The sequence below is a fragment of the Thalassobius vesicularis genome (genome assembly GCF_004799325.1).
In the GTDB taxonomy this organism is placed as follows: domain Bacteria; phylum Pseudomonadota; class Alphaproteobacteria; order Rhodobacterales; family Rhodobacteraceae; genus Thalassobius; species Thalassobius vesicularis.
The window spans coordinates 453,269-480,026 of sequence record NZ_SSMD01000001.1 but is presented as its reverse complement, the minus strand read 5'-3'; the positions used below and the strand labels follow the sequence as shown (position 1 = coordinate 480,026).

Here is a 26,758-nt window from a genome sequence, read left to right as displayed (position 1 = left end):
GGCATGAGGCCGTAAGGTAACAAGAGCATGACAAATCAACTGATCCTGGCCAATGCCAATCTGGTGCTGGAAAACGAAGCCATCCGTGGCACGGTGGTCGTCAAGGACGGCGTGATCGCGGCTTTGGACAGTGGCAGCGAGGTGCCCCCCGGCGCGCTGGACATGGAGGGGGATCTGCTGTGCCCCGGCCTGATTGAGCTGCATACCGATAACCTGGAGCGGCACATCCAGCCCCGCCCCAAGGTCGACTGGCCCCACGCCGCCGCCATCGTCGCCCACGACGCTGAGCTGGCCAGCGTCGGGATCACCACGGTGTTCGATGCGATGCGGGTTGGCTCGATCCCGTCGGGCAAGGGGCGCTATCTGAAATACGCGCGCTCTCTGTCGCGCGAGTTGCTGGAGCTGCGCCAGGCGGGTGCGTTGAAGATCAGTCATTACCTGCACCTGCGGGCCGAGGTGTGCTCGGAAACGCTGGAAGAGGAGATGGGTGAATTCGGTCCCGATGATCGCGTCGGCATCGTAAGCCTGATGGATCACACGCCCGGCCAGCGGCAGTTCCGCGATATCAGCAAGCTAAAGGCCTATGTCATGGGCAAGAACAACATGACCGAGGACGACTTTGCCGAACACGTTGCGCAGCTGCGCGAGATGCGGGCGCGCAATGGCGAGCGACACGAGGTGCTGGCCGTCGAGGCCGCCCGTCGTTACGGCGCGGTTCTGGCCAGCCATGATGACACCACCGAAGCACATGTCAAAACGTCCGCCTCGCACGGTATCCGTCTGGCCGAGTTCCCGACCACCGTCGAGGCCGCGCGCGCCTGTCATGCCCACGGGATCGCCGTGATGATGGGTGCGCCGAACCTGATCCGGGGTGGCTCCCATTCGGGGAATGTTGCGGCCGGAGAGCTGGCCGAGCTGGACCTGCTGGACATCGTGTCCTCGGACTACGTGCCGGCTGCCTTGCTGGCCTCGGCGCTGCTGCTGGGGGATATGTGGGGCAACATGGCGCGCGGGATCGCGACGGTGACGAAGGCGCCCGCCGATGCCTCGGGCCTGACGGATCGCGGGCGGATCGCCTTGGGCGAACGCGCCGATCTGATCCGGGTGAAACGGATCGCCGGCGCGCCGGTCGTGCGGGGCACCTGGGTTCAGGGCAATCGGGTGTCCTAATAAACGGTGAATTTTATCTGTTAGGACATTGATAACACCTCGGCTGATATCCCTGTTAACGGGTGAGAAAGAGGTGGTGAGATGGCTTCGCATGCGAATGCGGCTCCAGTCATCATCAAGAGGAAGAAGGTCGTCGGCGGCGACGGGCACCACGGTGGGGCGTGGAAGGTTGCCTATGCCGATTTCGTGACCGCGATGATGGCCTTCTTCATGTTGATGTGGCTGCTGAACGCAACAACCGAAAAACAACGCAAGGGGATTGCGGATTATTTCAGTCCGACCGTGGCGATCAGCCGTGTGTCGGGCGGGGGCGATGGTGCCTTTGGCGGAGAGTCCGTGTTCTCCGAGGTGGTGCTGCCGCAAAACGGCACGGGCGCAACGAACCTGCGTCCGACCGAGTCGAAACAGGCGCGCGGTGAAATCGGCGACGACGCGGGCCTGGATGCCCAGGACAAGGCGCTGCGCGAGATGGAAGCGGCCCTGATGGGACGTGGCGGTGAAAGCATGATGAGCACTGATCTTCAGCGCCACATTATCACACGCCTTACCGACGAAGGGCTAATCGTCGAGTTGTTCGACACGCCTGATGCGACCTTGTTCGAGGCAGATAGTGACCGGCCGACCGTACTGCTGGTTGAACTGTCCAAGATGATGGTGCGGGTGTTCGGGCTGGTCACGAACGACGTCGCCGTCGATGGTCATACGCGTGCTTATCCCGTTGTTTTGAAAGACAACCCGGTCTGGACCCTGTCCGCGGCTCGGGCCGATCGGATGCGGCGTTTGCTGCAGGATGCGGGGATGCATTTCGACCGCGTGAAACGGGTGACCGGACATGCCGACAAGGAGATGGCGGTCGATGATCCATCCAGCGAGCGCAACAACCGCCTTGAGGTGATCCTGCTGAGAGAGGGGCTTTGACAGAGGAAACTCTGCGCAATTTGAGCTATTAGCGCGCTGTTAAGTTACGCCCTGTAAAGCTGTGTCAACTTCGGGTTGATGCAGCAGAAAGGCGTATCCATGACGATTTCCTCTTCCTTGAACGCGGGCGTGGCCGGGCTTGCGGCCAATGCCAACCGTCTGGCGACGATTTCCGACAATATCGCGAACTCCTCGACCTACGGGTACAAGCGGATGCAGACGGATTTCCACTCGATGGTGATTTCGTCCAGTCGCGGGGGGGCCTATTCGGCGGGCGGCGTTCGGGTGACGACGCAGCGTATGGTCAGCGCCTCGGGTTCGCTGGTGACCACGTCGAACCCGACTGATCTGGCGGTTCGGGGGCGTGGTTTCCTGCCGGTCGCATCGTCGTCGCGGATCAATCTGGATAACGGGGACGCCCAGATGCTGCTGACGACCACAGGGTCGTTTCAGACCGACAGCAACGGCTATCTGGTGACACCGTCTGGCCTGACCCTGATGGGTTGGCCGGCCCTGGCTAATGGAAGCGTTCCGACCTATCCGCGCGATACCGGTGCGGGGTTGGAGCCCGTGCAGGTCAACGTCAACCAATTGACCGGAGAGCCGACAACGCGGATCTCTCTTGGCGTCAACCTGCCCGCGACTGAGACCGATGCGAGCAGTACGGGCGACTCTCAGGCCCTGTCGATCGAGTACTATGACAACCTGGGGATTTCGCAGAACATCGAGATCGAGTTCACGCCGACCATCCCCGCCGACGGGTCGTCGAACGAATGGACGATGATCCTGCGCGACACGGCTCAGGACGGGGCCGTGATTGGCGAATATGTCCTAAGCTTTGATGATGGGCGCGATGCAGGCGGTACGCTGAGCGGCGTCACCGTAGTGTCCGGCGGCGCCTACGATGATGCGACGGGGTCGCTGATCGTCGATGTGGCTGGCGGGCCGCTGGAAATCAACATCGGCCAACCCGGCGATCCCGATGGGCTGACGCAACTGTCCAGCAGCTTTGCCCCTGTGTCGATCGACAAGGATGGCTACCCGGTCGGCAACATGACCTCGGTCGAGGTGGATTCGAACGGGTTTGTTCACGCGATCTATGACACCGGGATCACGCGGACCATCTTCCAGATCCCGCTGGTCGATATGCCCAACCCGAACGGGCTGGTGGCTCTGGATCATCAGACCTTCGCGACCTCTCCGGACAGCGGCACGTTCTTCCTGTGGGATGCGGGCGATGGCCCGACCGGGGACATCGTGTCCTACGCGCTGGAGGAATCGACGACCGACGTGGCGGGTGAACTGACCGACATGATCCAGACCCAGCGGGCGTATTCGTCAAATGCCAAGGTCATTCAGACCGTCGATGAGATGTTGCAGGAAACGACCAATATCAAACGGTAACGCGGCCCCTTCAACTGATCTCTGAAAGGAAAGAGTATGTCTCTGACCAGCGCCCTATCGAACGCTTTGTCCGGGCTGACAGCTTCGGCCCGAGGCGCAAGCGTCATCTCGTCCAACCTGGCAAACGCCATGACCGAGGGATACGCCACCCGGGGGCTGACATTGTCAGCCCGCAGTTGGGGCGCGGACGGGGGTGTTTCCGTCGAAGGCATCACGCGCCGCGTCGATCAGGCATTGCTGGGCGAAAGGCGTGGCGCTGATGCAGAACTGTCTGCCTCTGAAGTTCAGAACCGCTATCTCTCGCGCATCTCAGCGGTCGCGGGCGACCCGACAGATGCGCATTCGTTGACGGGCCTGCTGGCAGAGTTCGAAAGCACCTTGATCGCAGCGGCGGCCCTCCCAGAGTCGGAAATTCGCCTGGCGTCAGCGGCTGAAGCGGCCGCAGGTGTGGCTAACGGCCTGAATAAACTGAGCACCAGCGTCCAGTCCCTGCGCGCCGAGGCTGACCGATCCATCGACACCCAGGTCCAACGACTGAACGATGCGCTCGGCGAGGTTGAGACTCTCAATCGCAGCATTATCGCGGCGCGTGGCCAGGGGCGCGAGCATGCAGGCTTGCTGGATCAAAGACAGGCGCTTATCGATGAAATCTCGACGATCGTCCCCGTAAAGGAGTTGCCGAGGGACATGGGCAGCGTCGCGCTGGTGACGCCCGGTGGCGCAGTCCTGTTGGATGGGGAGGCGGCCGAAGTGTCGTTCACACCGCGGAATACGGTCGCAGCACATATGACCGTCGAAAACGGGCTTCTGGGCGGTCTGTCCATCAACGGAAGTGCAATTGATGTCGGTCCTGATGGTCCGATTTCTGGCAGCACTCTCGGTGCAACATTCCTTGTGCGCGATCAAACCTTGACGGCCGTACAGGGCGAGTTGGACACGCTTGCCCTCGACCTTATTCAGCGATTTGAAACAGGGGTGGATCCGACCTTGCCGCCTGACGCACCCGGCCTGTTTACCGATTCAGGTGCGGTTGCATCCAGTGTTACAGGCATCGCTGGCCGGATCACGCTGAATGCATTGGTGGACCCGTCCAAGGGGGGTGAAGTTTGGCGCCTGCGCGACGGCCTTTCTGCAACCAGTCCCGAAGCTTCTGGCAATAGCGAAATCCTGCAGGCGATGCTGGATGGGCTGTCCGCCTCCAAGGTGCCTGATGCGACAATCCTTGGAGCTGTTGAACGGGACCTGGCGACCCTCTTTTCGGATTTCCACTCTGCCTTGGGCTTGAGAGAGTCGAACGCAGAGCAGCGAACGAGCTTCGCGTCTGCGCGACAATCCGAATTGAAAGAGATGGAACTAACCCTCGGTGTGGATACGGATGCTGAACTTCAGCATTTGCTGATGGTCGAGCAAGCCTACGCAGCGAATGCCAAAATCATTCAGGCCGTCGATGAGATGTTGCAAAGATTGATGGAGATTGGCTGATGAAACTCGCTTCATTCGGGGACATGGCGCAGACTTGGTCGTTGCGTCGACAAGGCACTTCGCTGAACCAGCAACTTGTTCGGCTTACCGAAGAGTTGAGCACCGGCAAAACGGCAGACCTGACGCGGCATCTGGGCGGCGATTACCGGTATCTCTCGGATATCGAACGCAGCATGGTGGTAAACAACGCCTATGAAAATGCGGCGTCAGAGGCTCAGGGTTTTTCGGCGGCCATGCAGGCTGCACTGGGCAGCATTCAGGGGGAAGTCGAACAGCTTACAGCCGATTTGATGGGGGCCGAACAGTCGACGGCTGAATCGCGAAAAGTCGTTGCTGAAAATGCAGAAGTTCAGTTTGCCCAGATCATTTCCAGTCTGAACAGCCATTTTGCTGGCCGCGCCCTTTTCGCCGGCGATGCAACGCCGGCTCAGGCCTTGGCGGACGTTGAAACCATCCTGCAAAGCGTCAGAGCAGAGGTCGCAGGCAAGACGACCGCCGAAGACATCCGTGCGGCGGTAGAAACATGGTTCGATTCGCCCTCGGGTTTCGAAACCTCTGCCTATGTCGGTTCTCAGGAAAACTTGACCCCGTTCCGTTTGGGCGGCCAAGATCGCGTGCATCTTGATTTGCGCGCTGACGCAGCAGAGTTACGTGCCGTCATGGCCGAAGTCGCGATTACCGTGATGAGCGCAGAAGTTTCCGATCCACTGGTTCAGATTTCGCTACAGAAAGGGTCGGCAAAAGGGTTGCTGAATGCGCAGGGCGGGTTGACTGCATTGCGCTCGGACCTTGGGTTTGCCGAGGCGCGCATCGAAGAAATCGGTACGCGTTTGGCATCGGAACGAGTTTCATTGAGCTATGCAAAAGAGGCTTTGCTGGGTGTCGATCAATTCGAGACGGCGACGAATATCGAGAACGTCCAGTTCCAGCTGGAAGCGCTCTACACGGTCACTTCGCGCCTCTCGGGCCTGTCTCTGGTGAATTTCCTATGATCTCACGCCTCTTTTCCGCAATCGTTCTGGTTCTTGGCTTGGCCCCGTTTTTAGCCGAAGCGGGCGTGGTCCGCTTGAAAGATCTGGTTGAGTTTGACGGCGTTCGCGGCAACGACTTGGTTGGTTATGGTCTTGTCGTAGGCCTGAATGGCACGGGCGACGGTTTGCGCAATTCGCCATTCACCGAAGAGATCATGTCGAACATTCTGGAGCGGCTTGGCGTCAACGTCACGGGCGAGCAGTTTCGTCCAAAAAACGTCGCTGCGGTTTTGGTGACGGCCTCGCTGCAAGCATTTGCGCGAACGGGATCGCAGGTGGATGTTACCGTGTCTGCGATCGGGGATGCGAAAAGCCTGTTGGGTGGAACCCTGATCATGACCCCTCTGAACGCCGCCGATGGTCAGATTTACGCCGTTGCGCAGGGGACCATAATCGCAAGCGGTGCGTCAGCCGAAGGCGACGGTGCGAGCGTCACCCAGGGCGTCCCGACCGCAGGTGTCATCCCTTCGGGCGCGCGGGTGGAACGTGAGGTCCTGTTTGATTTGTCCTCGATGAGCACCGTTCGACTGGCTCTGCGGGAACCGGACTTCACAACGGCCGGCCGGATCGAGAAAGCGATTAACAATGATTTCGGTCGGGCGGTCGCGCGGATGCAGGACTCTGGTACGGTGAGCCTGGATATTGAGGCGACGCGGATGAATTCGGTCGCACATGTGCTCAGCCGGGTGGAAAACCTCTCGGTCGAGCCTGAACGAAAGGCGCGCGTTGTTGTCGATCAGCGGTCCGGGACAATCGTGATGGGCGAGGACGTTCGGATTTCCCGCGTGGCAGTTTCACAGGGGAATTTGACGCTGCGAATTCAGGAAACGCCCCTTGCGGTCCAGCCCAACCCATTCGCCGAAGGCGAAACTGTGGTGGTGCCACGATCCCGGGTCGATCTGACCGAAGAGGATGGCCCCAATCTGGCCGAAGTCAGCGGCGGCGCGTCACTCTCTGAGGTCGTTGCCGGGCTGAATTCGCTGGGCGTTTCCCCGCGCGACATGATCGATATCCTGAAAAGCATCAAAGCGGCCGGGGCCCTGCATGCGGAGTTTGTTGTCCGATAGCGAATGGCGTGTCTCGAGATCTGTCCCCTCCGTCGCCGAGCATGACAATTTGCTGTGTTGAACAAAAAAAGACCCGGGTCAGCGCCCGGGTCAGTCCAACAGGGAGGTGCATATGAGGGCCCGCATATGCGACGGGTTAAGTGATCTATAAAAGATTCGGCGTGAACCTCTCTTTGATCTGCCTCAAATTTCAGGCCACCAGCTTGTAGCCACCCGATTCAGTCACCAACAGACGGGCGTTCGAGGGGTCGAGCTCGATCTTTTGCCGCAGTCGGTAGATGTGGGTTTCCAGCGTGTGGGTGGTGACGCCCGCGTTATAGCCCCAGACCTCGTGCAGCAGCACATCGCGCGGGACCACGCCTTCGGGTGCGCGGTACAGGAACTTCAGGATGTTGGTTTCCTTTTCCGTCAGGCGGATCTTTTTGTCATCCTCGGTCACTAGCATCTTCATCGCGGGGCGGAAACTGTACGGCCCCAACTGGAATACGGCGTCCTCGGACTGTTCGTGTTGCCGCAACTGGGCACGGATACGGGCAAGCAGAACTGGGAATTTGAACGGCTTGGTCACGTAGTCATTCGCGCCCGCGTCCAAACCCAGAATGGTGTCGGCGTCGCTGTCATGGCCGGTCAGCATCAGAATCGGAGACTTCACGCCCTGTTTGCGCATCAGGCGGCACAACTCTCGTCCGTCAGTGTCCGGCAGGCCGACGTCCAAGATCACCAGATCGTAAATGCCTTCCTTGGCCTTCTTCATCGCTTCGCTGCCCGAACCGGCTTCGAAGACGTCGAAATCCTCGGTCATCACCAGCTGTTCGCTGAGCGCCTCGCGCAGGTCTTCGTCATCGTCGACCAGCAGAATTTTCTTGAGTTGTCCCATGTGTGGGCCCTCCATCAGTGATGACAAAAAGATGAGGTCACGGAATTGTTTCGACAAGTTGACGGCGAAAACTCTCACGCCCTCGTGTTTTTCGTGGCGGAAATGTTTCAAAGCCAATGAAAAAGACGTACATGTTCCGGGAATTTGCCGGAAATCGCCGATGAGCTTTGTCCCCGATGTAACAGAAATCCTGGCCCGCGCCCGTGCCGATCTGCGTATGGGCGTGCCTGTCGTGCTGTGTGGCGAGGGTGGCGCGCTGGTGCTGGCGGCCGAAACGCTGACCCCGCAGCGTCTGGCTGATCTGCGCGCCTTGGGCGGAGAGCCGGTACTGACGATCACCGCGCGGCGCGCCGAAACCCTGAAAGCGCGCGCCTATGACGGTGACGTCGCACGGGTAAAACTGCCGACGGACGCGGCACTTGGCTGGATCATGGGGGTCGCCGATCCGGCCGACGATCTGCGAACGCCGATGAAGGGGCCGCTGATCAGCCAGCGCGAGGGTGACGCCGATTTGCACCGACTGGGCGTGGCGTTGGCCAAATCCGCGCATCTTCTGCCCGCGGTGGTGGTTCTGCGCCTGACTGACCCCGCCAGTTTCGCCGCCGAGAATGCGCTGACCCTGGTAAACGCCCCCGTCGCCGCGCCCTTGCTGGCTGCGTCCCCGATCCCGCATCCGGTGGTCAGTGCGCGTTTGCCGGTCGAGGCACACGAAAAGGGCCGCTTGCACATTTTTCGACCCGAGGACGGCGGTGAAGAGCATTATGCGTTTGAAATCGGCTCTCCGTCCCGCGACGAACCGGTGCTGGCGCGCCTGCACTCGGCCTGTTTTACGGGTGACGTGATGGGAAGCCTGAAGTGCGATTGCGGCCCGCAACTGCGGGGCGCGCTGGCCCAGATGGGCGAGGAAGGGGCAGGGGTTCTGCTGTACCTCAACCAAGAGGGGCGCGGCATCGGGCTGGCCAACAAGATGCGGGCCTATTCGCTTCAGGATCAGGGCTTTGACACGGTCGAGGCTAACCATCGACTGGGTTTCGAGGATGATGAGCGCGATTTCAAACTGGGCGCTCAGATCCTCAAACAGATGGGGTTCAAATCCGTCCGCCTGCTGACAAACAACCCGCGCAAGATCGCCATGATGGAAAAAAACGGTGTGGCCGTGACCGAGCGGGTGCCGCTGAAGGTGGGCGAGACCCATCATAATCGCGGCTACCTGGCGACGAAGGCGAAAAAATCCGGCCATTTGTTATGAAGGCGTTTGATCTGGTCCTGATGCCCGGTCACGTCCGGTTTCTGAACAGCCGGTTTCCGTGCTCGATCGGGCGGGGTGGGCTGACCGACGACAAACGCGAAGGCGACGGGGCAACGCCGCGCGGTGTTCATCGCATTGTTGATGTGCTGTACCGCGCGGATCGAATGGCCCCACCTGTGACTTGGGCGCGTCCGATCGGGCCCAATGATCTGTGGTCCGATGCCTCTGACGATGCGGCTTATAACCAGCCCGTCCGCGCGCCTTACGCACCGAGCCATGAGCGCCTGAGGCGGACGGACCCGATGTATGACCTGATCCTTGTGACCGATTGGAACTATCCCAAGGCCATGCCGGGCAAAGGGTCGGCCATTTTCGTACACCAATGGCGCAGACCCGGGTGGCCGACGGCGGGATGCGTGGCGTTTTCCCGCGCTGATCTTTTGTTCATCGCGCAGAATTTGCGTCCCGAGTCGCGCCTGATCATCCGCTAGGGCACCGAAATCTTTCAAAGATTTCGGATCGCTTTCTTTTCAAGAAAGCGGCTGCGCGCCAATCACACGTTTCAAAAGGGTGTTCAGCTGATTGCCTTGGTCCACTGTCAGCCGCACGGGCAGTGTAATGACCTTTTGCTGAAACCCTGCGGGCAGGCGCACGGCGTCCTTTTCGGTCGTTACCAGTTGTGCGCCACGCAGTTTCGCCTCTGTCTCCAACCGGTTCATCAGGGCTGGGGTCAGGGTTTGGTGGTCGTCCAGCGCTTCGGTCCGGATGACGTTCGCGCCGAGGCCCCTCAGCGTGCGAAAGAATTTCTCGGGGTGACCAATCCCGGCGAAGGCCAGGAATGGCGTGTCGGTCCAGTCCATGCCGGTTTCCAGCGGGGCTAGGTGGCCGGTCAAGTGCGGTATGCTCAGCCTGCTGCCCCACTGATTGGCAAAATCCTTTTGCGTCTCGGTATCGCCAATCGACAGCACCAGATCGGCGCGTTTCAGCCCTTCGGTCACGGGTTCACGCAGTGGCCCGGCGGGCATGCAGCGCCCGTTGCCGAACCCTTTCATCGCATCGACGACGATGATGGACAGGTCTTTGCGCAGCGCCGGGTTCTGAAACCCGTCATCCATCACGATCGCGCCCGCACCCATCTGCTCGGCCAGTCGTGCGCCTGCGGCACGGTCCTTGGCGACGATCACCGGGCCGAAAGCGGCCATCAGCAGCGGCTCGTCCCCGACATCGGTGGCTGTGTGGTGCGTTGGGTCGACCTCGACGGGGCCTTCCAGCTGGCCGCCATACCCGCGCGAGACGACGCAAGGGACGACTCCCATCCCGTGCAGCCGCTGGACCAGTTCAATGGTGGTGGGCGTCTTGCCGGTGCCGCCGGCGTTCAGGTTGCCGACGCAGATCACCGGGATCTTGGCGCGATAGCCCGGAGCGCTGTTGACCCGCCGTTTGGTCAGCGATGCGTATAGTGCGCCCAACGGGGCCAGCAGTCGCGCCATCAGGGTGGCGCGGTCGGGGGACGTGTACCAGAACCGGGGCGGTTGCATGGGCTTATTCCTTGCGGTCCAGGATGTCCTGGATCTGTGTCATCAGGCGGTCGGTCGCTTCGGCCCCTTCCGAGGACACCTCCCACGCGGCGTGGGCCATGATGGCGGCCTGATCGGGTGCGGACAACCGGGTAATCGCGGCCGACAGCGTATCGGCATCCCGTACGATTCGCGCAGCACCCGCCCCTGCAAGGCGGGAATATGCGGACAGGTAACGCCCGACATTCGGACCGTACAAGATGGCAGATCCCAAGGCTGCAGGTTCCCACGGGTCGCGCCCGCCATGTCCCGACACCAGCGACGAGGCCATGAAGGTGATCGGAGCCAGCCTGTACCACAGCCCCATTTCCCCGCGCGTGTCGGCCAGCAGAATCTGCGTGGTTTCCTCGGGCATGTCGCCGTGGGACCAGGTGGCAAAGCGCCAGCCGTCTGCCTCGAGCCGGGCCTGGAAGTTGGGGCCGCGGGTTTCGTCGTCGGGGACAAGGACCAGCAACTGCCGGTGCGAATACCGCAGCGAGGCGCGGTGCGCCTCAAGGATCGTCTCCAGCTCTTCAGGTTGCACCATTGCAGCCAGCCAGAGCGAGCGACCGGCCAGGGTTTCGGCCAACTCGTCACGCATTGCGACGTTGCAGGGCAGGGCGGTCGCGGCCTCTTGCAGGCGGCCAGTGACGGCGACCTTGGCGGCTGGCAAGCCCAACCGGATCAGCTTGCGCGACGCCGCTTGGTCCGAGGCCATGATGTGATCGAACAGGTCGACCACCTGACGCGTCAGGTCGGGCAGCCATTGGAAGCGGTGCCCGTCAAAGGCGTCTTCTTCGGCATCCACCAGGATCATTTTGATGCCGGCTCGTGCGGTGGAATGGATCATCGCCGGTTGCAGGTTGCCGCAGGTCCACAGCATCAGGTCCGGCTTCCAATGGGCCAGGAATCGGCGGGCTTCGGCCACGTTGTCCTCGGGCAGGGACTGCCAGGTGACATACGGTTTCAGGTGGTCAGGTTGTGGCAGGTCGTGGGGCGTCGTCAGCAACAGGGACACATCTGAACCCTGCGCCCGCAGGCGCTGAACCAGTTGCAGCAAAGCCGCGGCCTTTGACAGGTTGGTCGCGTGTCCCCAGATCAACTGCCCCTTGGGTCGTTCGCGGGGAAACGACATCGCATCGCGCGGCGCGCGACGAACCAAAGCCAGATAGGCAGCGAGGCTGAGTGACGCCATCTAGGCCGTCAGCCAGCAGCAGGGCCGGCCAGATCCTGTTCCATCAGCCGGTGCACATGGGCCACGAAATAGCGCATGTGGGCGTTGTCGACAGTGCGCTGTGCTTCGGCTTTCCAGGCGTCGTAGGCGCTGGCGTAGTCGGGGAACAGGCCGACGATGTGGATGTCATCGACGTTCTTGAACTCGGTGCTGCCGGGGTCAACCAGCTCGCCGCCGAAGACCAGATGCAGGCGTTGGGTCATGAGGGGGCCTCCTGTCAGAATGCGCGCACCCTACTGCGGCGGCGTCAATGCTGCAAGGCGGCGAAATGTGCCTAGCGGTGGTCGCGCGCCTCGACCGGGTGCCCCGCACGTCGATAATCGCCAAAGCCGCCCCGCAGGCTGGCGCTGCGCAGCCCCATCACCTGCGCGACCTGAGCGGCCAGCAACGACCGCCACCCCGAAGCGCAGTAAAAGACGAACTCCTTGTCCTCAGCGAAATAGGGTTTGTGGTAGGGGCTTTCCGGGTCGATCCAGAACTCCAGCATCCCGCGTGGCGCATGATGGGCGCCGGGGATCTTGCCGTCGCGCTCCAACTCACGCGGGTCGCGGATGTCCACCAGCACGATGCCCGGATCGGCCATCAGGGCCGGTGCCTCGGTCGGTTCGTAGGATTTGACCTGCGCGTCGGCCTGCGCCAACAGATCTTTGTATCCCAGTTTCATGCGGTTCTCCCTTCGCTCTCCGGTTAACAGGTTAACGGAGTGCCGCGAAAAGCCAAGCCCCTAGGGCCATTGGGCTAGCCGGTCGGACAGATCGCCATGCAAGGCGGACCCGGCGGCGACTACGCCCTTGACCTGTGGATAGGGGTTGTTGAACCGCAGGGGCGCGCCAAAACGGTCGGTGATGGTGGCCCCGGCCTCGCGCAGGATCAGATCGCCCGCCGCGATGTCCCATTCCCAGCTGTCGCGCAGGGTCAGCATCGCATCGAACCGCCCCTCGGCCACCAGCGAAAGCCGATACGCCAATGAGGGGCGATAGACCCGGCGCACATCCGGGACCAGACCGCCACGCCAGTTGGACGGATCGTAATTCGGCTTGGCGGCGATCATCGACGCGCCAGTCAGGGCCGCACGATCCGAGGCGCGGATCGGCACCCCGTTCAGGAATGCGCCCTGCCCGGCAGCGGCGGTATACAGCTTTTTCTTCAGCGGTAGGAACACGGCGGCGGCGGTGATCACGCCGCCCTCCGACACCGCCAGCGAGTGCGCCCAGGTGTCGGCGCCCTCGATAAAGCTGCGGGTGCCGTCGATCGGGTCCACGATAAAGATGCGGTCATGCCCCAGCCGGACGTTGCTGTCCTCGGTTTCCTCTGACAGCCAGCCGTAATCGGGTCGGGCGGCGGCCAGTTCACGGTGCAGCATCTCGTTCACGGCCAGATCGGCCTCGGTCACCGGACCCAGATCGCCGGGTTTGTGCCAAGCCTTGGCGGACTTGCCGGTGTATTGCGTGGCGATCCGGCCGGCCTCTTCTGCGGCCTGGATCAAGAGGTCGAGATCACGCGCCGGCAAGGGTCATCCCTTCGATCAGCACGGACGGGACGACGCGCGACAGATAGGTCCGTGCGTCATTGGCCGGGATCATCCGCTTCAGCATGTCGCGCAGGTTGCCCGCGATGGTGCATTCATTGACCGGATAGGCAATCTGGCCGTTTTCCACCCAGAACCCGGCGGCCCCGCGCGAATAGTCCCCGGTGTTGGGGTTGATCGTCGCCCCGATCATCGAGGTCACCAGCAGCCCCGTCCCCATGTCGCGGATCAGGTCGTCACGGCTGCGGGTGCCCTGTGTCATCGACACGTTCCACGCACTGGGCGAGGGCGGTGCCGACACGCCGCGCGCCGCATTCGCCGTGGATTGCATCCCCAGCTTGCGGGCGGTCGCCAGATCCAGCGTCCAGCCGGTCAGCACGCCGTTCTCCACGATCAGGCGGCGCTGGGTCGGCAGCCCTTCGGCGTCAAACGGGCGGGTGGCGGTGACGCGCGGGCGCAGGGGGTCTTCGATCAGCGACAGCCCCTCGGGCATCACCTGCTGCCCCAGCGCGTCCAGCAGCCAGGACGAGCCTCGCGCAATGGCGCCGCCATTGATCGCGGCCAGCAGATGCCCGATCAGGGACGAGGAAATCCGTTCATCGAACAGCACCGGGTACGTCCCGGTCTTGGGTTTGCGGGCGCCCAGCCGTTCGACCGCACGATCGCCAGCGGTACGGCCCACATCGGTGGCGCTGCGCAGATCGGCCTGGAAAATCCGGGTGTCGCCGTCGTAATCACGCTCCATCCCCGTGCCGGTGCCCGCGATGGCCACGCAGCTGACGGCGCGGTCCGTCCGTTCGTACCCGCCGGAAAACCCGTTCGAGGTGGCCATGTGGATCGCGCGCAGCCCATAGGCCGCGTTGGCCCCGCTGACCTTGGTCACGCCCTGCACGGCCAGCGCGGCGGCCTCGGCCTCTTGCGCATCGGCTTGCAGAGCGGCGGGATCGGGTTCGGGGGTGGCGTCACAAAGCTCTAGCGCGGCCACATCCCAGTCACGCGCGTATTGGGACGGGTCGGCCAGACCGATATCCGGGTCTTCGGGCGCCTCGCGGGCCATCGCGACGGCACGTTCAGCCATCGCCGCCAGCGTCGCGGGCCGGGTGTCCGAGGCCGAGACATTGGCCTGCCGTTGCCCGATGAACACGCGCAGGCCGATATCCACCCCTTCCGAGCGTTCGGCCTGTTCCAGCACCCCGCCGCGCACGTCGATGGACACCGAGGTGCCGGTCACGGCGATGGCATCGGCGGCGTCGGCACCGGCCTTGCGGGCGGCCTCCAGCAGGGCGGCGGTCAGGGTGTTCAGCGTGTCGGTCATGCGGGCCTTCCAAGGTTACCCGTTTCAGGTAGCGGCCCCTGCCCATCGGTGCAAGCGCGGGGCGCGAAAAGGCCGCGGACAGGCTTGCCCGCGGCCCTGATTTGCCCGGTCGGGCGTTATTTCAGGCGTTGCCCGTTGGCCAGGACGTGACCTTCGGCATTCACCTCGATCTTCGAGTTCAGGGTATCCGGGCCGTCACCCGGCACCGCGAACAGGCCCATCATCATGCGCGCACCCATGGCCTGATCCTCGGGGACGAAGCCCATGGCCACCAGCTTGTCCAGCAGGCCGTTGCCGCCGACCAGTTTCAGGTTCATCTGGCCCTGCGGGCGCGGGATGCCGTCAAAGCTGGTCGTGTCGGTGTTGTCGAAGGTGAACCCGCCTGCGCCGGTCAGTTCTGCCCCGGCGACGCGCACCGTCAGCGCATTGATGTTGGCCGAGTCGATCTGACCCGGCGCGCCTTCGCCCAGATCTTTCATCTGGGTTTCGTCCAGCAGGTCATGCGACAGCTTGGCCTGGCCGCTGATGTCCAGCGCGATCGTTGCCGGGTCGCGGGGCAACTGGCCGGTCGGGTCGAAGATGCCCCACAGCATGTCTGCCATGGTGAAATCGCCCAGCGTCACCGATACTTGGTAATCCTGCGCCGCGTCCGAGGCCATCAGCGGCATCGCCAGCTTGAACCCGGCCTGCGCCATCTGCAGCGAGATCGGCAAGGGCAGTTCCGACGACATTGCCTCAAGGCTGACGCCGCTGGCCATCACGTCATAGATCAGGCGGCCCGCATCCATCGCAACACGGATCATCCCGCCGCCCGAGCTGCTTTTGCCCTGCATCTGGTCGCTTTTGCCGTTGAACGAGAACTCGTTCGAGCCGCCCTTGTGCGAGAACGAGCCGTCAAAGCCGAATCCGGCCTTCATCGCGGCGGCCATGTCCTGCATGTCGGCGCCTTCGGGCATGTTGGAATACCCGCCGCCATCCAGCCCCTTTAGACCGCCTTTCAGAAATACCCGCTCGCCCGAGCCTTTGGGGTCCATCATGTCGACGGTGTAATCCAGCGTATCCGCCGCGAATCGCTGTTTGGCCGAAATGACCGCGCCCTTCTCGGTCGAGGAGCTGCCCTGAACGTTGGTCATGGTCATCGAAATTTGGCCGATTTCGACCGGCTTGCCGTCGACGACCAGATCGCTCAGTGCCAGCGCCGCGCTGGCGGCGGTGTAGTTATGCGTCATCGCGCCGGGATTGCCCGAGATCACTGCGGCCAGCCCCTGGGTGGCATAGGTGATCGTCAGGTCCACGACCTCGCCCTCTTTCGGGGCGACATGCATTTTCACAGGCATCGAGGCCGGCATCACCATTTGGACGGTGCCGTCGCCATTCTCGCGGAAACCCATCTCGGGCACCGTCAGGTCCAGAACGCCGCCGTCTTCGGGCAGGTCGATATGCATCGCGATGTTGGTCAGGCTCAGCAGCCCGCCCGACATGTTTTCGTCGGCCTTGATGCTATAGCCGTACTGAGTCATCTGCTCGGTCCAGGCTGCCCAGACATCCTGAGCCGTCACATCGGCAAAACCCGCCGAACCCGTCATGCAAAGCGCGGTCGCCGCGCTGGTTTTCAATACAGTCCAGTGTTTCATAATGAACCCTTCCTTTGAAATTTGCCTCAGCTTCCGACCAATGCCTTGCGCGGTCAAGGGCCAAGCGTCTGGACCAGCGGTCACTTGCGGTTTACCACAGGGATCAAACGCGAGGGGAAGATGATGGAATTCCAAGGGAAAACGGTACTGATCACCGGCGCCAGCCGCGGCATCGGCGAACACGCGGCGCGACTGTTCGCGCAATCGGGGGCAAAGGTCGCTTTGATGGCGCGTTCGGCGGATCGGATCGGCGCGATCTGCGATGAAATCGGCGCTGACACGATTGCCATCACCGGTGATGTCGGCGTCTGGGCGGATGTGGATCGCGCGATCCAGACCTGCGTTCAGGCGTTCGGCAAGCTGGACATCCTGATCAACAATGCCGGCGTGATCGAGCCGATCTCTCCGCTGTTGACCGCCGACCCAGAGGGGTGGGGCACCGCGATCGACATCAACCTCAAGGGCGTGTTCTACGGCATGCGCGCGGCGGCCCCGGTCATGGTGGCCGCAGGCGGTGGGACGATCATCACGATCAGCTCGGGCGCGGCGCACAACCCGCTGGAGGGGTGGAGCCACTACTGCAGCTCCAAGGCCGGGGCCGCGATGCTGACCCGCAACGCCGATCTGGAACTGCGCGGTCAGGGCCTGCGCATCATGGGCCTGTCGCCCGGCACCGTCGCTACCCAGATGCAGCGCGAGATCAAGGCCAGCGGCCTCAACCCCGTCGCCCAGTTGGAGTGGGAAGACCACATTCCCCCCGATTGGCCCGCGCGCTGCCTGATGTGGATGGCAGGCCCGGCAGGCGACGATCTGTGTGGACAAGAAGTGTCGCTGCGCGACGAAGACATTCGTAAAAAGGTGGGCCTGATATGATCGAGCTGGAAAAAGACAACGGGCTGTGGGTGGTCACGATCAACCGCCCCGACAAGGCAAACTCGCTGACCGCCGGCATGCTGGAGCAGCTGTGCGAAATCTACGAAGGCGCCGCCGAGGCCCGCGTGGTGATCCTGACCGGTACGGGCAAGGTGTTCAGCGCCGGGGCCGATCTGGACGAAGCGCGCGCCGGTCTGGCGACTTCGCCCCTGTGGGAACGTCTGTCGGGCACCGTCGCGGCTCTACCGGGCCTGACCATCGCCGCGCTGAACGGCACGCTGGCCGGTGGCGCGAACGGCATGGTGCTGGCCTGCGATATCCGTCTGGCCGTGCCGGGCGCCAAGTTCTTTTACCCGGTGATGAAGCTGGGCTACCTGCCGCAACCCTCCGATCCGGGCCGCATGGCCGCGCTGATCGGCCCGTCCCGGACCAAGCTGATCCTGATGGGCGGCCAAAAGATCCCCGCAGAAGAGGCGCTGGCCTTTGGCCTTGTGGATCGGCTGATCGACGGCGACGTGGTGGCAGCGGCGAAAGAGATCGCAACAGACACGCTCGCCGCCAAGCCCGAGATCGCTGCGGGCATCAAGGCACTGTGCAACTGACTCACCGCTTGCGCCGCGCGCCCGGGGTTTTCGAATGAAACCCCGGCGGTCGTTTCCCGACCCAGGCGATGAACTTCGCCAGCCGGGGATGACCGCGCAGCGCGTCGATGGTGTGGTAGTCGCGGGCCAGTTCTGCCTCGGTCAGGGTGGCGTGGATTTCGTTGTGGCAGATCTGGTGCAGCAACACGGTCGGCCCGCCCTTGCCGCCTTTGAGCTTTGGCACCAGATGGTGCAGGCTTTGGCGGGCGTCCGGCGGGATCGGGCGTTGGCACAGGGGACAGATCGGATCGGGCATGACAAAAGGTACGGAGCCTGAACACATGTTGGCAAGGGCGGTCATTATCGGCGCGGGGCCTGCGGGGCTGATGGCGGCAGACGTAGTGTCGGCCGCCGGTCACTCCGTTCTGGTGGCCGAGGCCAAGCCCTCGGTCGGACGTAAGCTGCTGATGGCGGGGAAATCGGGCCTGAACCTGACCAAGGACGAACCCTTCGACGCCTTCCTGTCCCACTACGCCGAGGCCGCGCCTTTCCTGCGCCCGATACTGGCGGAATTTGGCCCCGAGCAGGTTCAGGACTGGGCGCGCAGCCTGGGGCAAGAGGTGTTCACCGGCTCCTCCGGCCGTGTCTTTCCCGTCGCGATGAAAGCCTCCCCCCTCCTGCGCGCGTGGCTCCACCGGCTCGAGGCGCAGGGCGTGCACCTCCGCACCCGCTGGCGCTGGACCGGCGGCCTGACCACACCGCAATTCGACACGCCCGACGGTGTGCAAACCCTGCACCCCGACGTGGTGATTCTGGCCTGCGGCGGAGGCAGTTGGGCCCGGCTCGGCTCTGACGGCACCTGGGCGCAGCATCTGCCCAACGATTGCGCCCCGTTCCAGCCTGCCAACATGGGCTTTCTGGTGGATTGGTCGCCCCACATGCAGCCGCATTTCGGCGCCCCGGTAAAGAATGTGATCCTGCAAGCCGGCCCCACGCAAATCCGCGCCGAATTCGTCCTCTCGCGCCGCGGCGTCGAGGGCGGCGGCATCTACGCCGTCTCACGCGCCCTGCGGGACGGCGCCCCCCTGACGCTGGATCTGCTGCCCGACCTGGACACCGAAACCATCCGCAAACGCCTCGCCACAAACCCCAAACAGTCCCTCTCGAACCGTCTGCGCAAACTGCTGCGCGACCCGGTAAAACAGGCGCTTGTGATGGAGTTCGCCCGCCCATTGCCGCCCGACCCGGCCCCGCTGCTGAAATCCTTGACCATCCCCGTCACCGCTCCCTATCCGCTGGACGAGGCGATCTCGACCGCAGGTGGCCTGCGCCTGTCATCCCTTACCGACGATCTGCAGCTTAAATCCCACCCCGGCCTCTACGCCGCCGGTGAAATGCTGGATTGGGAAGCCCCGACCGGCGGCTACCTGCTGACGGCCTGTCTTGCCACGGGCAAATGGGCCGGCGCATCCGCAGCGCGCCGGCTTTCCGCTTCTTCTTTTTGAAAATATCCCGGGGGGAGCGTTGAAAATGCGCGATTTTCAACGTGGGGGGCAGCGCCCCCCAACACCAGATCAGTTCGCGACAGCGCGCTTGAACGCCTCGCGCCCGCGCATTGCCTTGGCATAGGCCAGCAGGCGCTCGTCCTCGATCGGGAATTTCGCGGCGAAGGCCCAGTTCAGGCAATGGGTGGCGATAATATCCGCGATCGTCATCTTGTCGCCCATCAGGTACGGACCCTTCAGGCAGTTGGCCAGACGGTTGCTGTTGCGCAGAAATTCCCAGCGCAGGCTTTCCTTAACCTCGGGCACGCGCTTGTCCTCGGGCAGCACAAAGGTGTGCCGCGCGCCGGTCCACAGCACCGCGTCCAACTCGTCCAGAACCAGGTGGGTCATCCCGTCCTGTTTCGCCCGCTCTATCGTGCCCGCCGGATAGGTCAGCGCCCCATGTTTATCCGCCAGATAGGTCAGGATCGCCGTGGAATCCGTTAGGGTCTCGCCGTCCACCTTCAGCGCCGGGATTTTGCCCGACTGGTTGCAGGCAAATGCCTCGTCCGAGTGCGGCTTCACCTTGATCTGCTCATAGGGCTGGCCAAGTTCTTCCAGCATCCAGGTCACCCTGAAGGCGCGGCTCTGGGTTTCGCCGATCACTTGATACATCTGTCTTTTCTCCCTGTTCGCGCGCCGGGCGCGGTCGTCTCCACCCGGGCAGGGTGGCGCAGATCAGGCGGGAAATCCAGTGGAACCTAGCGGCGGTTCATCCGGGCCAGACGGATCAGCATCCGCTCGACCAGCGCCATCGCCGGGGCGTGCTGCCCGGCCGAGCGCAGCTGCAGATCGGTATCGGTGATCTGGGTCAGCGCCTGTTCCAGCCGCTCGGCGCCCAAGGTCTGGGCCTGGCGCTGGATACGTTCTTTCTGCATCGGGCTGCCGGGGATGAATACGCGCCCGCCGGGATTGGCCGCGACCGAGTACAGCGTCTTGAAGTGCCGCATCGCGCCGATGCACAGGCTGACCGCGTTCGCGCCCTGCGCCTGCATTTTCTTCAGCATCGGGTCCAGCTCTCCGTCGCGCCCTTCGGCCACGACGTTCAGCAGATCGTCCAGCGCCGCCTCGGTCGAGGCGGGGGCGCACGCCGCCACATCCGCGCCCGTCACCGGTGTTTCGTCGCCGCGTTTGTACAAGGCCAGCTTTTCCAGCATCTGCCGGAAATCGCCCGGTTGCAGCTGCCGCGCCAGCGCCGACAGGTCCTGCAACGCGCTGGGGTCCAGCCGCGTCAGGCCGGAGCGCTTCAGCTCTGCCTCGATCTCTTCGCGGGTCATCGGATTGTCGTAAAGCGCGGCGGCGTAGGCATTCGGGTGCGCCTCGAACGCCTTGCGGATTTTCGAGGTCGGCTTCAAATCGCCCGCCGTCACCACGATCTGCGCATCTCCGTCGCGCCAATCGCTCAGCGCGTTCAGGATCGCGTCGGCGGCGGTATCGTTGGCGTCCTCGACGAAAGCGACGCGTTGGCCGGGGAAAAAGCTGATCGACTTGACCGCGTCCAGCAGCATCGCCGGGTCTTTGCGCAGTTCGGCACCCTGCATCCGGGTCAGGCGCATTTCCTCTTCGCCTTGCGGGCCGATCAGCGCGGCGATCGCCTCTTGCCGTTTCAGCGCGACCCGCATCGAGTCCTTGCCGAAGATCAGCAGCCCCGCCTTGCCCGGGTCGGGCTTGGCGAAGTAGCGGCCCAACTCGCGCGGAGGCAGCTTCATTCCGGCAGACCCGGCGAGGCCGCGATCAGCCGCGTCACGATCTGATCCGCCAGAATCGTCGCCAACCTGCGCCGCGCATCGCGTTCCGAGGCCAGCGTTGCCACCGTGCTGGAGGTCGTCGAATACCCGGTAAAACTGCTGACCGAGCCCTTGGTCAGCACGGTGCCGTCGTCAGGGTTGCGCAAGGCATATTCCACAGTCCCGACCAGATTGAACCGGGTGGTGATGTTGTCGGCGGTCACCGCCATGCGCTTTTCGGCAAAGCTCAGGACATAACCCAGTTCAAACCGCCCCTGATCGGTGCGGCCCAGCCGGGTTTCAAGCTCTTGCACCAGCAGCTGTTCGTCGCGGGTTTTGGGCGCGTCTACCGTGACGCCGTCCAGCAATTGTGCCGCCGGGCCGCTGGGGCCATAGGCGGGCGCAAAACCACAGCCCGTCAGGGCTGCGGCAGTCAGGATCAAAAGAGTTCGGCGGTCAAACAACCACATTCACGATGCGCCCCGGCACGACAATCAGCTTTTTCGGCTGGCCCCCGTCCAGGGCCTTGACCACAGCATCATGCGCCAGGACCAGCTTTTCAACCTCTTCCTTGGGCATGTCGGCGGGCACGCTGATTTCCGCGCGGCGTTTGCCGTTGATCTGGATCGGCAGGGTGACCGTGTCATCGACCAGCATCGCCTCGTCGGCTTGCGGCCAGTCGGCGGTGGCGATCAGACCTTCGCCGCCCAGCATTTCCCAGACGGATTCGGACAGGTGCGGCGTCATCGGCGACATCAGCTGTGCCAGCGTGCGTGCGGCCAGAACCTTGGCCATCGTGCCGGCCTTCGACTTGGCCAGAGTGTTGGTGAACCCGTACAGCTTGGCGATCGAGGCGTTGAAGCCGAAGCTCTCGATGCCCTGCGTCACCTCGTGGATGCATTTGTGCATGGCGCGCAGCAGGGCGTCGTCCTCGGCGGCGTTGGGGGCGTCATTGGCCTCGGCCAGATCGGCGGCGATGCGGTAGACGCGCGCCAGGTGCTTGGCTGCAGCTTCGGCGCCCGCGGCGGTCCATTCCACGTCACGTTCGGGGGGCGAGTCGCTCAGCACGAACCAGCGCGCGGTATCGGCGCCGTACTGCTGGATGATCTGCACCGGATCGACCACGTTGTTCTTGGACTTCGACATCTTGGCCGAGGGGATGATCGTCACCTCGCGCCCATCCTTGAGGAAGCCCTTGCCGTCGCGCAGTTCCACCTCTTCGGGGTAGTGGTAGACGGGGCGGTCGTTTTCGTCGCGGGTCTGATAGATCGCGTGCGTCACCATCCCTTGCGTGAACAGCGCGTTGAAGGGTTCCTTGGACTTCTCGGGCAGGTGGCCGCACAGATGCATCGCACGGGCAAAGAAGCGCGAGTACAGCAGGTGCAGAATCGCGTGCTCGATCCCGCCGATATACTGGTCGACGTTCATCCAGTAGTCGGCATCCTCCAGCACCGTCGGCGTGTCCGCACGCGGCGCGGTGAAGCGCGCGAAATACCACGAGCTGTCCACGAACGTGTCCATCGTATCCGTCTCGCGCAGCGCGTCCGCCCCGCAAGAGGGGCAAGCGCATTGCCGCCACGTCGGATGGCGATCCAGCGGGTTGCCGGGCACGTCAAAGGTGACGTCATCGGGCAGGCGGATCGGCAGGTTTTCTTTCTTTTCAGGCACCACGCCGCAGGTGTCGCAATGCACCACGGGAATCGGGCAACCCCAGTACCGCTGACGGCTCAGACCCCAGTCGCGCAGGCGGAACTTGGTCACGCCCTGGCCGACGCCATTCGCCTCGCAGAAATCAACGGCGGTATTCACGCCCTCGTCGCCCGTCTGCACCTCATCGCCAGCGAAGCCGCGCACATAGCGGACTTTCTCGGTCTTCAGCGGCACATAGGCTTCGGTCAGCGCGGCCTCTTCGGCGCCTTCGGCCACAAAGACCGGGGTGATTGGCAGGTCGTACTTGGTCGCGAATTCAAAGTCGCGCTGGTCATGCGCCGGGCAGCCGAAGATCGCGCCGGTGCCGTAGTCCATCAGGATGAAGTTGGCGATATAGACCGGCAGCTCCCACGAGGTGTCGAAGGGGTGGCGCACGCGGATGCCGGTGTCAAAGCCCAGCTTCTCGGCGGTCTCGATCGCTTCGGCGGTGGTGCCACCCTTGCGGGCCTCGGCACAGAAGGCGGCGACATCTTCGCGCTCGCGTTCCAGCTGCTTGGCCAGCGGGTGATCCGGCGAAATGCCCACGAAGGACGCGCCCATCAGCGTGTCGGGGCGGGTCGTATAGACCTCGATCCTGTCGGTCGGCCCGTCAATCACGCTGAACGCAAACTGCAGACCGCGCGATTTGCCGATCCAGTTGGCCTGCATCAGCTTCACCTTGGCGGGCCAATCGTCCAGCCCATCCAGCGCGTCCAGCAGCTCCTCGCTGAAATCGGAGATCTTGAAGAACCACTGCGTCAGCTCGCGCCGCTCCACATCCGCGCCCGAGCGCCAGCCCTTGCCGTCGATCACCTGTTCGTTGGCCAGAACGGTCATGTCCACCGGGTCCCAGTTGACCACGGCGTTCTTGCGGTAGACCAGGCCCTTCTCGATGAAGTCGATGAACATCGACTGCTGCTGCCCGTAGTATTCCGGGTCGCAGGTCGCAAACATCCGCGTCCAGTCCAGCGCAAAGCCCAGAGGCTTCATCTGCCCGACCATCGTGTCGATGTTGTTATAGGTCCATTCCTTCGGATGCCCACCCGAGGCCATCGCGGCGTTTTCCGCCGGCATCCCGAAAGCGTCAAAGCCCATCGGGTGCAGCACGTTATGCCCGGTCGCCATCTTGTAGCGCGCGATCACGTCGCCCATCGTGTAGTTGCGCACGTGCCCGATATGGATGCGGCCCGACGGATAGGGGAACATCTCCAGCACGTAATACTTCGGCTTGTCGTCGCTGCGGACAGCCTTGAAGATTCCGGCCTGTTCCCAGGCTGCTTGCCACTTGGCTTCGATTTCGCCGGCAGAATAGCGCGTCATGTCGGGCGGACCTTTCCTTAGTCGCGTGTCGGAAGGGGTGATAGGCCCGCAAGCCCGCGTGGTCTAGGGGGAAGTCGCCAAATCCGGGTCTGTTCAGCGCGAAATGCCGGGGTATAACAGGGAAAACACAGGCGATAGCATTCATGAAGATCCTTTTTATCCACCAGAATTTCCCCGGTCAGTACAAACACCTTGCCCCGGCGCTGGCCGCGCGGGGCCATCAATGCGTGGCGCTGACCCTGCGCGTCAAAGAGGCATCGACCTGGCAGGGCGTCCGGGTGATTCCCTATGGCATCAAGCGCAAGCAAGGCTCGGGCATGCATCCTTGGGTGCAGGATTTCGACACCAAGGTCATCCGCGCCGAGGCTTGTTTCGCCGCTGCCATGCGCCTGAGAGAGCAAGGCTTTACCCCCGATATCATCGTGGGCCACCACGGCTGGGGCGAAACCATGTTCCTGCGCGACGTCTGGCCCACAGCCCGGATCGGCCTATATTGCGAGCTGTATCACCTGTCGGGGCCCGACCACACCGGCTTTGACCCCGAATTCCAGCCCAAGGGCGGCCCCGGAGAGCCGCTGCGAATCCGGCTCAAGAACCTCAACAACCTGCTGCATTTCCCGGTCGCCGATCTGGCGATCTCGCCGACGCAGTTCCAGGCCGGCACCTTCCCCGAGGAATGGCGCAATAAGATCAGCGTCATTCATGACGGCATCGACACCAATCATCTGGTGCCCAACGAAAATGCCAGCCTGACCCTGCCCGATGGCAGCACCGTCACCCGCTCGGACGAGGTGATCACCTTCGTCAACCGCAACCTCGAACCCTATCGCGGCTATCACATCTTCATGCGCGCCCTGCCGCGCCTGCTGAAAGAGCGGCCCAACGCCAAGGTGCTGATCGTCGGCGGGGACGAGGTCAGCTACGGCTCGCGCCCGCCCAAGGGCCAGACCTGGAAACAGATCTTCATCGACGAGGTGCGCGGCCGCATCCCGACCCCGGCCTGGGAACGCGTGCATTTCCTGGGGCGCATTCCTTATGACCAGTTCGTCAGCCTGCTGCAGGTCAGCCGCGTGCATGTCTACCTGACCTATCCCTTCGTTCTGTCCTGGTCGATGTTCGAGGCGATGTCCGTTCAGGCCGCCATCGTCGCCGGCGCGACAGCTCCGGTCCAAGAGGCGCTGGAGCATGACGTCAACGGCCGTCTGGTCGACTTCTTCGACGGTGACGCGCTGGTGGATCAGGTCTGCGACCTGCTGGAAGACGCTCCCGCACGCGAAAGTCTGGGCAAGGCCGCGCGCGAGCACATCGTTCAGAACTACGACCTGCAAACCATCTGCCTGCCGCGTCAGCTGGACTGGATCGACCGGTTGCACGAAATGGCCCCGGGCCGTGTCCATGATTGACGCCGGAGAGTGATATGAGTGACGAGACCTATCTGTTAACCGCCGCGCAGATCGAAGCGATGGAAGGGACGCAAAAGACCCACTTCCTGAACCCCAATGCGCAACGCCTGAACAAATCGCTGGGCGACGCGGTGGGACTGACGGGAATCGGCGTCCACCTGATCGAGGTCGGCTCGGGCCATGACACCACCGAATTTCACTGCCATCACCATGAGGACGAATGCGTCTATATCCTGTCCGGAACGGGAATCGCGCGGATCGGAGAGCAAGAGCACCCGGTTGGCCCTGGCGATTTCCTCGGCTACCGCAAGGGCGGACTGGCGCATTCGATCCGCAACACGGGCAATGAGACGCTCCGGTGTCTGGTCGTCGGGGAACGCCTTGCCCATGACGTGGGCGACTATCCCGACCAGCAAAAGCGAATCTTCAGAAATGAGGGCCTGCCCTGGACGCTGGTCGATCAAGCGAATCTGCAAACACTGGGCGGGTCGGTCGGCAAGAAATAACCCGCGCGACACAGGCCCGGAAAATTCCAAATTTTCCGGTCAAAATTCTTTGTAAGAATTTTGCGCGCTCTTTGTCCGGCGGAACGAAAAAGACCTTGCCCGGGGGCAAGGTCTCGTATCAGCCGAAATCCGGTCAGAAGATCAGAAGCGTTTGTCCTGAATACGTAGCTGCCGCGCGCGCGACAGGATCGCATCCTCGACTGCGCGCTGGGTGCTGGCGCTGACCGGGCCACCACCACGGGTCTGCATCGCAACGACCAGCGAGCGCGCCTCCAGCGCCGGATCCTTAACATATACGGTGGCGCGATAGGCGCGGCCGCCACCCGGCGGGGTGCCGTATCCCATCACGATCACGCCGGTGAACGGATCAATCGATTCCACTGGCAGAAAGTTCAGCGTTTCCAGGGCGGCGTTCCAGATGAACCGGTTCACGGCCACATTCACGTCCGAGTTCTTGCGGCGGAATGCATCAAACAGAGTGGTGCCCTGCGTTTTGGTCACGCGCTCCTGCGGAGTCAGCAGGTGATTTTCCGTCTCGGCCGACGGCGGCTGCCCGGCGCTACAGCCCGCCAGACCAACCAGAGCCGCCAGGCAAATCGCTTTTGTCGTGAAGCCGGTCAACATCATACCCACGCCCAGATCCCTTAAAT

26 protein-coding genes and 1 pseudogene are annotated in these 26,758 nt (G+C 63.0%); 13 read left to right on the top strand and 14 right to left on the bottom strand.

The features are described from left to right. The first annotated feature begins 27 nt into the window (after nt 1–27). From E7681_RS02400 to E7681_RS02375, 6 genes are all read left to right on the top strand, one after another. Complete coding sequence (locus E7681_RS02400) at nt 28–1,170, top strand: alpha-D-ribose 1-methylphosphonate 5-triphosphate diphosphatase (RefSeq protein WP_136337656.1); 1,143 nt, start codon at nt 28–30, stop codon at nt 1,168–1,170. A gap of 81 nt (nt 1,171–1,251) precedes the next feature. Further along, nucleotides 1,252–2,088 (top strand): flagellar motor protein MotB, encoded by an 837-nt coding sequence (locus E7681_RS02395; RefSeq protein WP_136337655.1) that lies wholly within the window; start codon nt 1,252–1,254, stop codon nt 2,086–2,088. A gap of 99 nt (nt 2,089–2,187) precedes the next feature. Then, nucleotides 2,188–3,492 (top strand): flagellar hook protein FlgE, encoded by a 1,305-nt coding sequence (locus E7681_RS02390; RefSeq protein WP_246032388.1) that lies wholly within the window; start codon nt 2,188–2,190, stop codon nt 3,490–3,492. A gap of 36 nt (nt 3,493–3,528) precedes the next feature. Continuing rightward, on the top strand, nt 3,529–4,974 hold the full coding sequence (gene flgK / locus E7681_RS02385) for a flagellar hook-associated protein FlgK (RefSeq protein WP_136337653.1): 1,446 nt from the start codon (nt 3,529–3,531) through the stop codon (nt 4,972–4,974). After that, entirely contained in the window at nt 4,974–5,966 is a 993-nt protein-coding gene (locus tag E7681_RS02380; RefSeq protein WP_136337652.1) for a flagellin, read from the top strand. The genes flgK and E7681_RS02380 overlap by 1 nt, the downstream gene beginning before the upstream one ends. Further along, complete coding sequence (locus E7681_RS02375) at nt 5,963–7,072, top strand: flagellar basal body P-ring protein FlgI (protein ID WP_136337651.1); 1,110 nt, start codon at nt 5,963–5,965, stop codon at nt 7,070–7,072. The genes E7681_RS02380 and E7681_RS02375 overlap by 4 nt, the downstream gene beginning before the upstream one ends. Nucleotides 7,073–7,262: 190 nt before the next feature. On the opposite strand, the gene E7681_RS02370 is transcribed toward E7681_RS02375, so the two are convergent. Then, complete coding sequence (locus E7681_RS02370) at nt 7,263–7,949, bottom strand: response regulator transcription factor (protein WP_136337650.1); 687 nt, start codon at nt 7,947–7,949, stop codon at nt 7,263–7,265. Nucleotides 7,950–8,109: 160 nt separating this feature from the next. Between E7681_RS02370 and ribA the strand changes: the two genes are divergently transcribed. Beyond that, complete coding sequence (gene ribA, locus E7681_RS02365; RefSeq protein WP_136337649.1) at nt 8,110–9,198, top strand: GTP cyclohydrolase II; 1,089 nt, start codon at nt 8,110–8,112, stop codon at nt 9,196–9,198. After that, entirely contained in the window at nt 9,195–9,689 is a 495-nt protein-coding gene (locus E7681_RS02360) for a L,D-transpeptidase family protein (RefSeq protein WP_136337648.1), read from the top strand. The genes ribA and E7681_RS02360 overlap by 4 nt, the downstream gene beginning before the upstream one ends. A 39-nt stretch (nt 9,690–9,728) precedes the next feature. On the opposite strand, the gene lpxK is transcribed toward E7681_RS02360, so the two are convergent. The 7 genes and pseudogenes from lpxK to E7681_RS02325 form a co-directional block, all read right to left on the bottom strand. Then, nucleotides 9,729–10,736 (bottom strand): tetraacyldisaccharide 4'-kinase, encoded by a 1,008-nt coding sequence (gene lpxK, locus E7681_RS02355; protein WP_136337647.1) that lies wholly within the window; start codon nt 10,734–10,736, stop codon nt 9,729–9,731. 667 nt (nt 10,737–11,403) lie between these two features. Next, a pseudogene (locus E7681_RS19395) lies at nt 11,404–11,889 on the bottom strand (glycosyltransferase N-terminal domain-containing protein); the annotation flags it as partial. Nucleotides 11,890–11,957: 68 nt separating this feature from the next. Continuing rightward, entirely contained in the window at nt 11,958–12,191 is a 234-nt protein-coding gene (locus E7681_RS02345; protein WP_136337645.1) for a DUF4170 domain-containing protein, read from the bottom strand. 71 nt (nt 12,192–12,262) lie between these two features. Next, entirely contained in the window at nt 12,263–12,652 is a 390-nt protein-coding gene (locus E7681_RS02340) for a rhodanese-like domain-containing protein (RefSeq protein ID WP_136337644.1), read from the bottom strand. A gap of 60 nt (nt 12,653–12,712) precedes the next feature. Next, on the bottom strand, nt 12,713–13,498 hold the full coding sequence (locus tag E7681_RS02335) for an inositol monophosphatase family protein (RefSeq protein ID WP_136337643.1): 786 nt from the start codon (nt 13,496–13,498) through the stop codon (nt 12,713–12,715). After that, nucleotides 13,485–14,831 (bottom strand): TldD/PmbA family protein, encoded by a 1,347-nt coding sequence (locus E7681_RS02330; RefSeq protein WP_136337642.1) that lies wholly within the window; start codon nt 14,829–14,831, stop codon nt 13,485–13,487. Before E7681_RS02330 ends, E7681_RS02335 begins: the two co-directional genes overlap by 14 nt. Nucleotides 14,832–14,947: 116 nt before the next feature. Then, entirely contained in the window at nt 14,948–16,465 is a 1,518-nt protein-coding gene (locus E7681_RS02325) for a DUF2125 domain-containing protein (protein ID WP_136337641.1), read from the bottom strand. Nucleotides 16,466–16,588: 123 nt separating this feature from the next. Here E7681_RS02325 and E7681_RS02320 point away from each other — a divergent pair, with 123 nt between their 5' ends. Both E7681_RS02320 and E7681_RS02315 read left to right on the top strand, forming a co-directional pair. Next, nucleotides 16,589–17,338 (top strand): SDR family oxidoreductase, encoded by a 750-nt coding sequence (locus E7681_RS02320; RefSeq protein WP_136337919.1) that lies wholly within the window; start codon nt 16,589–16,591, stop codon nt 17,336–17,338. After that, on the top strand, nt 17,335–17,940 hold the full coding sequence (locus tag E7681_RS02315) for an enoyl-CoA hydratase/isomerase family protein (RefSeq protein ID WP_136337640.1): 606 nt from the start codon (nt 17,335–17,337) through the stop codon (nt 17,938–17,940). The genes E7681_RS02320 and E7681_RS02315 overlap by 4 nt, the downstream gene beginning before the upstream one ends. Before the next feature lies 1 nt (nt 17,941). Here the strand turns inward: E7681_RS02315 and E7681_RS02310 are convergent, their stop codons facing one another. After that, nucleotides 17,942–18,235, bottom strand: coding sequence for an HNH endonuclease family protein (locus E7681_RS02310; RefSeq protein WP_136337639.1), 294 nt, complete (start codon nt 18,233–18,235; stop codon nt 17,942–17,944). Between E7681_RS02310 and E7681_RS02305 the strand changes: the two genes are divergently transcribed. Further along, nucleotides 18,234–19,424: a TIGR03862 family flavoprotein gene (locus E7681_RS02305; RefSeq protein ID WP_246032387.1), complete on the top strand. Its 1,191-nt coding sequence runs from the start codon at nt 18,234–18,236 to the stop codon at nt 19,422–19,424. The two genes, E7681_RS02310 and E7681_RS02305, sit on opposite strands and share 2 nt — an antisense overlap. Before the next feature lie 69 nt (nt 19,425–19,493). On the opposite strand, the gene E7681_RS02300 is transcribed toward E7681_RS02305, so the two are convergent. The 4 genes from E7681_RS02300 to leuS all read right to left on the bottom strand — a co-directional run bounded on the left by E7681_RS02300 (nt 19,494) and on the right by leuS (nt 24,199). After that, nucleotides 19,494–20,078: a glutathione S-transferase family protein gene (locus tag E7681_RS02300; RefSeq protein WP_136337638.1), complete on the bottom strand. Its 585-nt coding sequence runs from the start codon at nt 20,076–20,078 to the stop codon at nt 19,494–19,496. Between the two features lie 86 nt (nt 20,079–20,164). After that, nucleotides 20,165–21,172 (bottom strand): DNA polymerase III subunit delta, encoded by a 1,008-nt coding sequence (gene holA, locus E7681_RS02295; protein WP_136337637.1) that lies wholly within the window; start codon nt 21,170–21,172, stop codon nt 20,165–20,167. Beyond that, a complete protein-coding gene (gene lptE, locus E7681_RS02290; protein ID WP_136337636.1) occupies nt 21,169–21,660 on the bottom strand; it encodes an LPS assembly lipoprotein LptE in 492 nt (163 codons plus the stop codon). Before lptE ends, holA begins: the two co-directional genes overlap by 4 nt. Continuing rightward, a complete protein-coding gene (gene leuS, locus E7681_RS02285) occupies nt 21,647–24,199 on the bottom strand; it encodes a leucine--tRNA ligase (RefSeq protein WP_136337635.1) in 2,553 nt (850 codons plus the stop codon). Before leuS ends, lptE begins: the two co-directional genes overlap by 14 nt. A gap of 143 nt (nt 24,200–24,342) precedes the next feature. Here leuS and E7681_RS02280 point away from each other — a divergent pair, with 143 nt between their 5' ends. Then, nucleotides 24,343–25,602, top strand: a complete 1,260-nt coding sequence (locus tag E7681_RS02280) for a glycosyltransferase family 4 protein (RefSeq protein ID WP_136337634.1) — start codon at nt 24,343–24,345, stop codon at nt 25,600–25,602. 14 nt (nt 25,603–25,616) lie between these two features. Next, the gene (locus E7681_RS02275) at nt 25,617–26,108 is read left to right on the top strand and encodes a cupin domain-containing protein (protein ID WP_136337633.1); all 492 of its coding nucleotides are present in this window, start codon (nt 25,617–25,619) and stop codon (nt 26,106–26,108) included. 141 nt (nt 26,109–26,249) lie between these two features. On the opposite strand, the gene E7681_RS02270 is transcribed toward E7681_RS02275, so the two are convergent. Continuing rightward, nucleotides 26,250–26,735: a DUF3576 domain-containing protein gene (locus tag E7681_RS02270; RefSeq protein ID WP_136337917.1), complete on the bottom strand. Its 486-nt coding sequence runs from the start codon at nt 26,733–26,735 to the stop codon at nt 26,250–26,252. Nucleotides 26,736–26,758: the final 23 nt, after the last annotated feature.

Bases quoted from the DNA above. Each gene is read 5' to 3' on its own strand.
- E7681_RS02330 (WP_136337642.1), bottom strand. From the start codon at position 14,831: ATGACCGACACGCTGAACACCCTGACCGCCGCCCTGCTGGAGGCCGCC.
- E7681_RS02275 (WP_136337633.1), top strand. From the start codon at position 25,617: ATGAGTGACGAGACCTATCTGTTAACCGCCGCGCAGATCGAAGCGATG.
- flgK (WP_136337653.1), top strand. From the start codon at position 3,529: ATGTCTCTGACCAGCGCCCTATCGAACGCTTTGTCCGGGCTGACAGCT.
- E7681_RS02270 (WP_136337917.1), bottom strand. From the start codon at position 26,735: ATGATGTTGACCGGCTTCACGACAAAAGCGATTTGCCTGGCGGCTCTG.
- leuS (WP_136337635.1), bottom strand. From the start codon at position 24,199: ATGACGCGCTATTCTGCCGGCGAAATCGAAGCCAAGTGGCAAGCAGCC.
- E7681_RS02390 (WP_246032388.1), top strand. From the start codon at position 2,188: ATGACGATTTCCTCTTCCTTGAACGCGGGCGTGGCCGGGCTTGCGGCC.
- E7681_RS02340 (WP_136337644.1), bottom strand. From the start codon at position 12,652: ATGAAACTGGGATACAAAGATCTGTTGGCGCAGGCCGACGCGCAGGTC.
- E7681_RS02280 (WP_136337634.1), top strand. From the start codon at position 24,343: ATGAAGATCCTTTTTATCCACCAGAATTTCCCCGGTCAGTACAAACAC.
- ribA (WP_136337649.1), top strand. From the start codon at position 8,110: ATGAGCTTTGTCCCCGATGTAACAGAAATCCTGGCCCGCGCCCGTGCC.
- holA (WP_136337637.1), bottom strand. From the start codon at position 21,172: ATGAAGCTGCCTCCGCGCGAGTTGGGCCGCTACTTCGCCAAGCCCGAC.
- E7681_RS02325 (WP_136337641.1), bottom strand. From the start codon at position 16,465: ATGAAACACTGGACTGTATTGAAAACCAGCGCGGCGACCGCGCTTTGC.
- E7681_RS02360 (WP_136337648.1), top strand. From the start codon at position 9,195: ATGAAGGCGTTTGATCTGGTCCTGATGCCCGGTCACGTCCGGTTTCTG.
- E7681_RS02300 (WP_136337638.1), bottom strand. From the start codon at position 20,078: ATGTATCAAGTGATCGGCGAAACCCAGAGCCGCGCCTTCAGGGTGACC.
- E7681_RS02315 (WP_136337640.1), top strand. From the start codon at position 17,335: ATGATCGAGCTGGAAAAAGACAACGGGCTGTGGGTGGTCACGATCAAC.
- E7681_RS02375 (WP_136337651.1), top strand. From the start codon at position 5,963: ATGATCTCACGCCTCTTTTCCGCAATCGTTCTGGTTCTTGGCTTGGCC.
- E7681_RS02380 (WP_136337652.1), top strand. From the start codon at position 4,974: ATGAAACTCGCTTCATTCGGGGACATGGCGCAGACTTGGTCGTTGCGT.
- E7681_RS02345 (WP_136337645.1), bottom strand. From the start codon at position 12,191: ATGACCCAACGCCTGCATCTGGTCTTCGGCGGCGAGCTGGTTGACCCC.
- E7681_RS02370 (WP_136337650.1), bottom strand. From the start codon at position 7,949: ATGGGACAACTCAAGAAAATTCTGCTGGTCGACGATGACGAAGACCTG.
- E7681_RS02395 (WP_136337655.1), top strand. From the start codon at position 1,252: ATGGCTTCGCATGCGAATGCGGCTCCAGTCATCATCAAGAGGAAGAAG.
- E7681_RS02320 (WP_136337919.1), top strand. From the start codon at position 16,589: ATGGAATTCCAAGGGAAAACGGTACTGATCACCGGCGCCAGCCGCGGC.
- E7681_RS02310 (WP_136337639.1), bottom strand. From the start codon at position 18,235: ATGCCCGATCCGATCTGTCCCCTGTGCCAACGCCCGATCCCGCCGGAC.
- E7681_RS02305 (WP_246032387.1), top strand. From the start codon at position 18,234: ATGACAAAAGGTACGGAGCCTGAACACATGTTGGCAAGGGCGGTCATT.
- E7681_RS02400 (WP_136337656.1), top strand. From the start codon at position 28: ATGACAAATCAACTGATCCTGGCCAATGCCAATCTGGTGCTGGAAAAC.
- lpxK (WP_136337647.1), bottom strand. From the start codon at position 10,736: ATGCAACCGCCCCGGTTCTGGTACACGTCCCCCGACCGCGCCACCCTG.
- lptE (WP_136337636.1), bottom strand. From the start codon at position 21,660: ATGTGGTTGTTTGACCGCCGAACTCTTTTGATCCTGACTGCCGCAGCC.